This window comes from Microcoleus sp. bin48.metabat.b7b8b9.023, assembly GCF_013299185.1.
GTDB lineage: Bacteria > Cyanobacteriota > Cyanobacteriia > Cyanobacteriales > Microcoleaceae > Microcoleus.
Map to the genome: position 1 here is coordinate 36512 of NZ_JAAFKG010000060.1, position 10794 is coordinate 47305.

Here is a 10794-nt window from a genome sequence, read left to right on the forward strand (position 1 = left end):
GAGGAATTTGATAAATGTTTAGCCAGCGTCAAGTTTTAGGAAGTCTCGCAGGTTTAGGAATTGTGCTCGGACTTGCATCGGGAGTTCGAGCCAATCAAATATCAAATCATCCGGCAAAATCAACTGCTAAATTTCTGAAAATAGAACAACCGCTAAGTTTAAAAATTGGCATAACAGCAGGCGGATTGAGCTTAATTGGTTTAGAATTGTGGTGGTTTTTGTTGAGTAAAAATCAAGCTAAAACGCAATCTGCTTCAGTTAAGGCAGATCCCCCCTAGCCCCCCTTAAAAAAGGGGGGGACAAGAGAATTGTCAAAGTCCCCCTTCTTAAGGAGGATTTAGGGGATCTCCGGGGGGAATAAGAGAATTGTCAAAGTCCCCCTTCTTAAGGGGGATTTAGGGGGATCTCCGGGGCATAAACAGTTTTAACCCAAGCGTATCGAGCCTAAAATCAAGTAAATTTTCCCGTCGCGGTTTTTTCCACCAAGATCTCGGTAAAATTAAAAAAGCTTAAAAAATTTGGAGTGAGCTAAATGCAACTACTACACACGATGCTCCGAGTCGGAAACCTGGAAGAGTCCCTCACATTTTACACTGAGGTTCTGGGGATGAGATTGCTGCGACAAAAGGACTATCCAGACGGTAAATTTACTCTGGCTTTTGTGGGCTACGGCGACGAATCCGACACTACAGTTTTGGAATTAACCTACAATTGGGGCGTCGCAGAGTACAATTTGGGTGATGCTTACGGTCATATTGCGATCGGCGTTGACGACATTTACGGTACTTGCGAAGCAATTAAAGCCCGCGGCGGCAAAGTTATTCGCGAACCGGGCCCGATGAAGCACGGTTCAACAGTCATTGCTTTTGTCCAAGATCCAGATGGATATAAAGTTGAATTAATTCAACTGAAAAATCAAGGTAGCAGCAGTCAGAAACTAACTGCGGAAGCAGCATCTTAGTCGTAGTAGGACGATGCTAAGAGCAACGTCCCGGCAAAGGTATGTTGTTGCGCTTCAGCGCTCTTTATAAGATTAGGGAAGAGCGAAGACAGCGCAACTACGTACATAATTTGTCGTTGCACAAATAGTGCTCTTTATCATATCCTATTAGGGAAGAGCGCTGAAGCGCAACTACGTACCTCGGAGCGCTGAAGCGCAACTACGTACCTCGGAGCGCTGAAGCGCAACTACGTACCCAAGAGCGCTGAAGCGCAACTACGTACCTCTTTTGTCTGACGACAATAAAACTGCTCTGCTACTGACAGAATGCTAAGGGGTTTTCCACACTTTTAATTCGATCGCACTGACGGTACAAATTGCTGCAAGTAACTCTTTTGCCACAAAATAGAAAAACTGTTCCCTATTTGGCTTAAACTATCAAATTTAGGAATTAATTTAGATTCTCGGCGCTTGTCTAAGGCAGCGAGCGTCGCAAAGAATATAGCTAATACTAACAAAAATACCACCATCACAATAAAGAACATAGTCCAATAGACTAGAAATTCACTTTGGTAGTAGTTGACGGTCAATATCGAGTTAATCACTGCATCGGATAAATACAAAACTAGCCCTATTGAAAACCACACTCCTAACAATAGCCACGTCCACTTAAACATCTGTGTTGCAGTCTTGTTATTTTTGGACGCCGAAAGTTCTAAATCTCTAATTTTGCTGTTAATTTTTGATGTGACTTCATACAAAGTAGACTGCAAAGAATCTCTGATTAAATTCAAATCGTTGTCGAGGTTTATGCACTGCTCGGATGTGCTTTTGTCAACACTCACGTTTTGGAGTTTGTTGCGGTGCCCAGCCAGTTTATTGCCAAGGGTCTGATCCCATTCTTGCAGCCGCTCTACTGTCAAATACAAAAGTTCCCTATTCGCATCTAACAAGCTCTGACAATCTAGAATCGACTTAACTAACTTGCTCAAATTGTTAATATGCTCGTCTACAGTATTTTGGTATTCCCTCTGTTTCTCTGACAAGAAATTTGCCATTGCGACATCATCGCCGCACAGCGACACAGCATCAGAATACACGCCGTCAATTTCCTTTTTACCTAGATATAGTGAGGCTTTGCACTCCTCAATTTCGGGAATGGTCAGAGATTCTAAAGACTGATGTTCTACATGAAATTTATATAGCAGCGCTGTCATAATTTGCGCCGATTTTCGGTCTAGCCGATCTTGGTAAGGTTCTAAAATAATTGCCGCTCGATTTTTGATCGCCGCCTCTGGGTGGTGCAGGAACTCAAAAACTTTGGCAACTATTTGGGAGAATTCCCATTCCTTAAAATTATTTTTCGCCACATCCAAAAAGTTTGTGATGGCTGCATCCTTTTCGGCATGAAATTTGTAGCCATTATCCGTAATTGCGATCGCAGGAAATACGCGATCGACCCAAAACAGATATTCCTCGCAATCCATTAACACACCCAGCAGCAGCCAGCTAGGGCCGTATACCCAAAAATCGAGACAATTCTCGTATTCCTTACCGCTGTCCATTCTGCTGTTGTCGTTCAAAGCAAATTTATTGCTGGCTAACAGTTTAATTTGCTCTTCTACAACCCGCTGCTCAATTTCTGCTGCATTAATTGTGACATGGCCAGCAGATTCCTTGCCTTGCGCTTGCCATTCATCCAACAAAATTGACTGAATGCTAACAGCAGCACACCACCGAATTAAAGGAGTCGATCCCCCTAGCGCTTCCTGTTCCAACACCGCTAGCTTATTTTCGCTAAAATCACTTGATACAGGTTCCTCACTTGATATAATACCCTCTCGCACCTTGCCCAATGCTTGAATTGCCAAAGCCCGAAACAGCAAATTTGGATGCGGTTTTCTAGCGGATTCTGGTATATCTTGCCCTAATATTCCGCTTTTGGGTACGTCCAGAACTTCAGCAAAAGGAGCGATTCCGCATTGTTGCAAGATGCCTTCAACGGTGTTTATTCTTTCCCAAGGTTGAGTATATTTGGTGAGACTGAAGATGAGCGCTGTGTCGCTGCACTCCATTGACTCAGGGATGCTAGTGCGATCGAGTTTCCAGAGATTGCTTGTCATAATTTGTCGCCATGACAATTGCTAGATCTTAACGTCGTTGTCCGATGCTGAATGCAACTCTACATCTACTGCTGCTTTTTGTCAATATTAGTCCCGAACGGTATGGTTAGTTAATATAGCAATCCTAAATGATTCAGATAAATTTGTAGGGGTAGCGCCCCCGTGCCTACCCCCTATCTATCCGGTTCTTCACGAGGGGTAAGAGCCCCTACAAGAATTACACAAATGATTTAGGATCGCTATAAAACCGATATTTTCTATAGCAACCGAGTTGAGCAACGCAAATATCTGTCGGCGACTAGGTATATAATTTTACACAAATCCGATAAAATGTCTAATTTGCAGGCTATTTTTTTTGACTCGAATCAACCTAGGATGCTGGTTTCTTTTTCGGGAGTTTTAAAATTTTGTCCTTCGCCATTTTGTCAACAATTAAGTCGCTGATAATTTGAGCTCCGTGGGATGTAAAGTGCACGCCATCATTAATTTTTACATAACCTCGCTTGCCGGATTTGTCAGCAACTACGGGGACAAAATTCCCTGCTTCAGCAAAAGCATCCCAAGTAGAAATAAATTCTATTTTTGATGAAGACTTGCTGGCATTTTTATAGATGTCGTTCATGATGGGAAAAGCTTTGAGATACGAAGATTTGTTAGATATCGATTGACCAACCCAATACACTTTTTTTACTGTGGAAGAGCCAAGTAATTTGGCATATTTATCTACTCTTGCTTGATAAGCTTTTTGCCATTCTGGGGTTAAAATAGCCCGATATTTTCCTTGGTTATCGGTGATATCTTGAGTGTCATTGCCTCCGAACAAAATTATTACTACGTCTGGCCCGTAATCCTGGATGATTTGACTGGTTCTAGCGTACCAGTCATAATAATCTATCCGATTTAATCCGCTCGATACTTTGTAGTCGATTTTGGTATTTGAGATATTGTATTTTTCTTTAAGAGTGTACTGGAGTTGAGTTCCTAAATCGAACATTACGGAATCTCCAATAAATAAAAATTTGCGATAAGCTACGGTTAGTTTTGGTTTGGATGGAGTGGGTTTCTTGGCAGGCTTTGGGAGGATGACTGCCGATTTTGTTGCGGTTTTGACCGGAGTTTTGTCGGGGTTCTTGGAAATGCTATCGAAGTTAATATCTTTGATTTTGCTCCAAAAATCTTGTTCGGATTTCCTGAAACCGTCTATTTCGATCTGTCGCGCTGCTTGTTTGATTTCGGTACTGGCTAAAGGAGTTGAAGAAAAGCTTTTCAGAAATAAGGATAAGTTGGAAAATATTAAGGTGAGAATTACAGAGGTAACTATTAACAAAATTTCTCGGTCTTTCATAAGAAGTTATTTGTTATTTGTTATTTGTCATCATAAAGGAAGGAGAAAGAACGTAATAAGATAAAAAAAGTCTTTTTTGTGCTTTATATATAGCAGTTCTCAAAAAAGCCAGGTATGCCCTATTCCCTATTCCCTATTCCCTATTCCCATGAGTGAGAACTCGAAAGGCTATACTTGTTTGTTAGAAGTTAAAGTAAATAAAAGGCGGAACCGTACTTGGGCCTAACATTAAGATAGCATACACGAGCAGGGAAACTAAGACAACCCGAAAGAATAGGTTTTTTAATGACAATAGTGTTTGCAATACTTGGGAAATGATGTCGCCCCAGAGGTTGATTGCGCCAATGACTGCAATTACTAGATACAATTGCCAAAAGTTGAATTGAACAGTTGCAGCGGAAAAACGAAAGATTCCTTGAAAAAACCTCATTGCAGTTTCCCAGTTGGGTGTGCCGAAAAATACCCAGCTACAGGTAACAAAGGTAAAGGTTAACAACCAACTGCAAAATTTGGCAAATCTTGGAAAGGCATAGTCTAATTTGAGATGGATAGCTTGGGGAATATCTTTACATAGATGGTTGACAATCAGTCCTAAACCGTGAATGGCTCCCCAGAAAATAAAGTTTAATCCTGCGCCGTGCCAAAATCCGCCGATCGCCATTGTTATCAGTAAATTTACGTACTTCCGCAATTTGCCGTATTTATTGCCACCTAAGGGAAAGTAAAGGTAATCCCTCAACCACTCGGAAAGACTGATGTGCCACCTTTTCCAAAATTCTTGCAAGCTGAGCGATCGGTATGGCATATTGAAATTGGCGATCGGTTTGAAACCCAGCAAGCAAGAGATACCGTTAGCTAAATCTGAGTAGCCGCTGAAATCTACGTAAATCAAACAAGAATAGGAAATTGCCGCCAGGATTAAATCTATGCTGCTGTACTGCTGGGGGACTTTGAAGGGTAGTTGAGTGAAATTAAACAAAAAGCTCGCCAAAGTATATTTTTTAAAGAGTCCCGACAAAATCAAAACGATAACTTCTTCGATTTTATAGTCATATTTATTTGGTGAATTTAGCTGCGTATAAAATTCGTGAGGGCGGGAGATTGGGCCGGAGGCAATTTGGGGAAAGTAGGTAATGTAGGTGGCGTAGTCTATAAATTTAGGACAGGGAATTTTTTGTTGGTAGCAGTCGATTAAATGAGAAATTATTCTAAATGTGTAGAATGATATGCCAACGGGGGCGATTATTTGTAATATTTGAAAATTGGCGGGAATTTTGAGCTGGTTTAGTATCTCAAATAATGAGGTTACAAAGAAGTTGCAATATTTGAAAATGCCGAGATTGACAATGTTGACAACTATGCCGAAGATAAAGGCAAGTTTTGGCTGTTTGCTGCGATCGACTGCTCGGAGAATGATATAATTGTAGACTGTACTTAACATCAGGAGTCCGAGAAAGTCTAAGCTCCAAAAAGAATAAAATAATAAACTGGAAATTAGCAAGACAATTTTATACAAGTCAACCTTGGGCTTTAAGGAGAGGATGGCGCTAAAAATAATTAGGAAAAATACTAAAAATTGGTAAGTAGGAAATAGCATAGATGTCAATAAAGTAAAAATTTTAGTACATCAATAAAGAGGTTTGTAGTGAGGACTTTAGTCCGCATCAATTTCTGCGGACTAAAGTCCTCACTACGAACGAAGACATAATCTGGAAATTAGCAAGACAATTTTATACAAGTCAACCTTGGGCTTTAAGGAGAGGATGGCGCTAAAAATAATTAGGAAAAATACTAAAAATTGGTAAGTAGGAAATAACATAAATGTCAATAAAGTCTAATTTTTATCAATTCAATAAAAAGGTTGGTAGTGAGGACTTTAGTCCGCAAAAATTGATGCGGACTAAAGTCCTCACTACGAACGAAGACATAATTATGAGGTGGCAGCGCTGTGTCCGTACAGTATTATAGGTAATGGATAACCTGTATATTTTCATAAGTTCGATCGCCCGATCCGGTCGTACTACACAAATTTTTGCGGTGGATTGCGGGCTGTAAGCTTGTACAAGCAGTCAATTGTGTTGCAACTTCCGCGCTCGTTAACCGCACTCATAGATTCACAATCGTGTTTCAAGATTAAGATAGTTGTGAGACCATGTATGAACGGATAACAACAGGAATCCCCTTGATTGCGAGGAACGAACGTGCAGCCAACAGACCCTAGCAAATTTACAGATGAAGCCTGGGAAGCCATAGTCAAATCCCAGGATGTAGCCCGCCGCTTTGCCAATCAGCAGCTAGAGGTTGAACATTTAGCGATCGCCATTCTAGAACAGCAAGCCCTAGCAAACAGCATTCTCAGCAAGGCTGGAGTCGATGTCGCCCGCTTGGCGCAGCAGTTAGATGCTTTTGCCAAACGACAGCCGAGAGTTGCCAACGCTGACCAACTATACCTCGGCCGCGGCTTAGAAGTGATGTTAGATGCTGCTGAGTCTGCCAGACAGGCTTGGCAAGATAATTTTATCGCCGTTGAACATTTATTAATAGGCTTGCTAGAAGATGAACGAGTTGGTAGGCGATTGCTGACTAGGGGCGACGGGCCGCCGGGCCGCCCCGGATACGATCGCAAACCGGCGCCCGGTACGATCGATCGCGCGAAACTCGAAGAAGCAATCAAATCAATTCGCGCTACTACCAAAGTCAAAGATCAAAAACAAAGCCAAAACCAAAGCCAAAGTCAAAACCAAAATTCTGACGCCAACTCCGACGCCCTCAGCAAATACGGGCGCGATTTGACAGAAGCTGCAAAAGCAGGCAAACTCGACCCAGTAATCGGCCGCGACGAGGAAATTCGCCGCGTCGTGCAAGTTCTTTCCCGCCGTCAAAAAAACAATCCGGTGTTAATTGGCGATCCCGGAGTCGGAAAAACTGCGATCGCCGAAGGTTTGGCCCAGCGCATTGTCAACGGCGATGTACCGGAATCTTTGAAAAATCGCCAACTATTCAGCCTCGATATGGGCAGTTTAATTGCTGGGGCAAAATTCCGGGGCGAATTTGAAGAACGGTTGCGATCGGTATTGCGAGAAGTTATCGATTCCGACGGGCAAATTGTCCTATTTATTGATGAATTGCACACGGTTGTTGGCACTGGCGGCGGCGGTAGTTCCGGTTCGGGAATGGATGCGGGAAATTTGTTGAAACCAATGTTAGCCCGAGGTGAATTGCGCTGTATCGGCGCTACAACTCTCGATGAATTCCGCAAAAATATTGAAAAAGATCCGGCACTGGAACGCCGCTTTCAACAAGTATTTGTCGGGGAACCGACTGTGGAAGATACTGTTTCAATTTTGCGCGGATTGAAAGACCGTTACGAACGCCACCACGGGGTGAAAATTACCGATTCGGCGCTGGTTGCTGCTGCTACTCTGTCTTTTCGCTATATTTCCGATCGCTTTTTGCCGGACAAGGCGATCGACCTTGTAGACGAAGCAGCCGCCCATTTGAAAATGGAGATTACCTCCAAACCCGTGGAATTGGAAGGGATCGACCGCCGGGTGATGCAGTTGGAAATGGAAAAATTGTCGATCGAAGGTGAGGGAAAAGGTTCTCCCACCGCCACCATCAGCCCCCGCATCGAACGCATCAAAGCTGAGATTGACATTTTAAAAGCCAAGCAAGAAAAACTATCTTCGCAGTGGTTGGGCGAAAAGCAGTTGTTGGATGCAATCAATAAATTGAAAGCCGAAGAAGACCAACTGCGAGTTCAAATCGAACAGGCAGAAAGAGCTTACGATTTGAATAAAGCGGCGCAGTTGAAGTACGGTAAATTGGAGACTGCGGTGCGCGATCGCGAAGCCAAGGAAGCCGAACTTTTGAAACAGCAAGCTCAAGGTTCTTCGCTGCTGCGGGAAAAAGTTACTGAGGGCGATATTGCAGAAATTGTGGCGAAATGGACGGGAATTCCGGTCAATCGGTTGTTAGAATCGGAGCGCCAAAAATTGCTGCAATTGGAAAGCCATTTGCACAAGAAAGTTATCGGTCAAGAAGAGGCTGTAACGGCGGTTGCTGCGGCGATTCGGCGGGCGCGGGCGGGGATGAAAGATCCCGGTAGACCGATCGGCTCTTTCTTGTTCATGGGCCCCACAGGCGTCGGAAAAACTGAGTTAGCGCGGGCGTTGGCCGAGTTTTTGTTTGATAGCGACGATGCGATCGTCCGCATCGATATGTCGGAATATATGGAGAAGCACAGCGTCTCCCGGTTAGTCGGAGCTCCCCCCGGATACGTCGGCTATGACGAAGGCGGACAACTTTCCGAAGCAGTGCGGAGACATCCTTATTCGGTAGTGCTGTTTGACGAAGTGGAAAAAGCGCACCCGGATGTATTTAACATTTTGCTGCAAGTGTTGGATGACGGCAGAATTACCGATTCTCAAGGTCGAGTGGTTGACTTTAGAAATACCGTCATTGTAATGACTAGCAATATCGGTAGCGACCACATTTTAGAAGTGTTTGCTAAGAAGGGGAAAACTACCAAAAAACCTGCTGCTAGGAAGCAGGAACCGAAGGAGGTATCAATTCCCAAGACTGATTATAAAGTTGCTGATGATGGTACTGTCGAGGTGTCTGCCCAGCGAGTTGATATTGACAGTGAAGGTAAGACGGAAATTAAGATTGAAAGTAAGTCTGAAAACAAGTCTGAAAATGAAAAATCCTTGACTCAAGAACGGGAGACAGACGAAGAGTACGAGCAAATGTTGAAACGGGTGATGACTGCTTTGCGATCGCACTTCCGGCCAGAATTTCTCAATCGGGTGGACGAGATCATTTTGTTCCACACGTTGAGCAAGACGGAACTGCGGCAAATCGTCACCATTCAAGTCAAGCGGATCGAGCGGTTGTTGGCGGAACAGAAAATCACTTTGGAACTGTCCGATGCTGCGAAAAACCATATCACAGATGTCGGTTACGACCCAGTTTACGGTGCTCGTCCCCTGAAACGCGCCATCCAGCGGGAGTTGGAAAACCCGCTAGCTAACAAAATTCTGGAAAATGCGTTTGTTGAAGGTGACACAATTGCGATCGACTGCGTAAATAACCATTTGCAGTTTCGCAAAAAAGACCCTCTCCCCGCGCTGGTAGGTAACAGTTTGTAGTTGCATTTAGGAACAGGCTTTCTGGCCATTGGTGTCAACTTAAATTCAAAGGTACTCAGAGGCTGCTGTTTGGCGATTAAAGGCCAGATCCCCCCTAACCCCCCTTAACAAGGGGGGGACAAGAGTCTTCTCTTGCGTCAACCTCTACTCCCCTTTTTAAAAGTCTTCTCAAAGTCCCCCGACCTAAGGGGGATTTAGGGGGATCTAGCCTAGTCTATAAACGAGAGATACAACAGCTTTCAGGCTTAAGGGACAAGAATCTTCTCTTGCGTCAACCCCTACTCCCCTTTTTAAAAGTCTTCTCAAAGTCCCCCGACCTAAGGGGGATTTAGGGGGATCTGGCCTAGTCTATAAACGAAAGATACAAAAGTTTTCTGGGTTAAGTTGACACCAATAACTTTATAGCCTGTTTCACCCAAAATTAATCTTCTTGTTTCCCAGAAAGCCTGGTAATTTAAAATTATGAAACAACTAAGTAGAATCACTCTGAATCCAGAAGTAATGGGAGGAAAACCCTGCATTCGCGGCTTGCGAGTCACTGTTGGAACAATAGTCGGACTGATGGCATCGGCACACTCACCGTCAGGCATTTTGCAGGCTTATCCCTACCTGGAAGAAGCAGATATATATGAAGCGCTTGCCTATGCAGCGTGGCGAGTTGAAGAAGTAGAAATTCCTCTCAAAATAGCGTTATTCAAAAATTAAAAACAGGCTTTCTGGCCTGTTCCACAAAAATTAATCTGCTTGTGGAACAGGCCAGAAAGCCTGTTATTCAGAGAGCATCTCACTTTTGCAAAAAAACAATTTCTTTACAGTGCGAGCGTCCCCGCTCGCGAGTGTTGGATAGATCGCGAGCGGGGACAGCACTATAAAATCAAAACAGAGATGCTCCCGTTATTCAAAATAGTCAAGCCTGCTGCTTAATATTACTAATTGCCCATCGTGCGACTGGTGTAAGCATCCATGCTGTAGGCGGGAACGCGAACAGTGTAATCGATTTCTGTTCCAGTCACCGATTTTGCCAGTTGTTCAAAAGATTGATTGCTCCAATTGCGATCGTGAATTGGCTTGGACTGTTCGCCCAAAAAATATGCTTGAGTGCCAATTAACGCTCTTTCATCACTCTGGACAAAGTAAAACAATGGCATACCAACTTTATCCAGAGTCTAATGTTGTATATCCACGAAATTTATTCATGATATTTAATAGTTCTATAAATCCTGCTTTAAGACATGG

At 43.4% G+C, this 10794-nt stretch carries 8 protein-coding genes; 4 read left to right on the plus strand and 4 right to left on the minus strand.

Translation table 11 applies throughout. The annotated features are described in order from the left end of the window. Nucleotides 1-14: 14 nt before the first annotated feature. Nucleotides 15-278: a hypothetical protein gene (locus QZW82_RS26475; RefSeq protein WP_293155331.1), complete on the plus strand. Its 264-nt coding sequence runs from the start codon at nucleotides 15-17 to the stop codon at nucleotides 276-278. Between the two features lie 254 nt (nucleotides 279-532). Then, nucleotides 533-961, plus strand: coding sequence for a lactoylglutathione lyase (gloA, locus tag QZW82_RS26480; RefSeq protein WP_293155334.1), 429 nt, complete (start codon nucleotides 533-535; stop codon nucleotides 959-961). A 329-nt stretch (nucleotides 962-1290) separates the two neighbouring features. Here the strand turns inward: gloA and QZW82_RS26485 are convergent, their stop codons facing one another. The 3 genes from QZW82_RS26485 to QZW82_RS26495 form a co-directional block, all read right to left on the minus strand. Continuing rightward, nucleotides 1291-3063 carry a hypothetical protein gene (locus QZW82_RS26485; RefSeq protein ID WP_293155336.1) on the minus strand — a complete coding sequence of 591 codons (1773 nt, stop codon included), beginning with the start codon at nucleotides 3061-3063 and terminating at the stop codon, nucleotides 1291-1293. A 370-nt stretch (nucleotides 3064-3433) separates the two neighbouring features. Beyond that, complete coding sequence (locus QZW82_RS26490) at nucleotides 3434-4408, minus strand: DUF459 domain-containing protein (protein WP_293155339.1); 975 nt, start codon at nucleotides 4406-4408, stop codon at nucleotides 3434-3436. Between the two features lie 181 nt (nucleotides 4409-4589). Continuing rightward, the gene (locus QZW82_RS26495; RefSeq protein ID WP_293155341.1) at nucleotides 4590-6005 is read right to left on the minus strand and encodes an MBOAT family O-acyltransferase; all 1416 of its coding nucleotides are present in this window, start codon (nucleotides 6003-6005) and stop codon (nucleotides 4590-4592) included. A gap of 604 nt (nucleotides 6006-6609) precedes the next feature. On the opposite strand from QZW82_RS26495, the gene QZW82_RS26500 reads away from it, so the two are divergent. Both QZW82_RS26500 and QZW82_RS26505 read left to right on the plus strand, forming a co-directional pair. Further along, complete coding sequence (locus QZW82_RS26500; protein ID WP_293155344.1) at nucleotides 6610-9558, plus strand: AAA family ATPase; 2949 nt, start codon at nucleotides 6610-6612, stop codon at nucleotides 9556-9558. Between the two features lie 462 nt (nucleotides 9559-10020). Further along, nucleotides 10021-10263, plus strand: coding sequence for a DUF433 domain-containing protein (locus QZW82_RS26505; protein ID WP_293155347.1), 243 nt, complete (start codon nucleotides 10021-10023; stop codon nucleotides 10261-10263). Between the two features lie 224 nt (nucleotides 10264-10487). On the opposite strand, the gene QZW82_RS26510 is transcribed toward QZW82_RS26505, so the two are convergent. After that, the gene (locus tag QZW82_RS26510) at nucleotides 10488-10706 is read right to left on the minus strand and encodes a hypothetical protein (RefSeq protein WP_293155350.1); all 219 of its coding nucleotides are present in this window, start codon (nucleotides 10704-10706) and stop codon (nucleotides 10488-10490) included. Between the last annotated feature and the right edge of the window lie 88 nt (nucleotides 10707-10794).

What these genes read in the sequence shown, in the direction of transcription:
- gloA (WP_293155334.1), top strand. Translation starts at nt 533, where the DNA reads ATGCAACTACTACACACGATGCTCCGAGTCGGAAACCTGGAAGAGTCC.
- QZW82_RS26495 (WP_293155341.1), bottom strand. Translation starts at nt 6,005, where the DNA reads ATGCTATTTCCTACTTACCAATTTTTAGTATTTTTCCTAATTATTTTT.
- QZW82_RS26475 (WP_293155331.1), top strand. Translation starts at nt 15, where the DNA reads ATGTTTAGCCAGCGTCAAGTTTTAGGAAGTCTCGCAGGTTTAGGAATT.
- QZW82_RS26485 (WP_293155336.1), bottom strand. Translation starts at nt 3,063, where the DNA reads ATGACAAGCAATCTCTGGAAACTCGATCGCACTAGCATCCCTGAGTCA.
- QZW82_RS26505 (WP_293155347.1), top strand. Translation starts at nt 10,021, where the DNA reads ATGAAACAACTAAGTAGAATCACTCTGAATCCAGAAGTAATGGGAGGA.
- QZW82_RS26490 (WP_293155339.1), bottom strand. Translation starts at nt 4,408, where the DNA reads ATGAAAGACCGAGAAATTTTGTTAATAGTTACCTCTGTAATTCTCACC.
- QZW82_RS26510 (WP_293155350.1), bottom strand. Translation starts at nt 10,706, where the DNA reads ATGCCATTGTTTTACTTTGTCCAGAGTGATGAAAGAGCGTTAATTGGC.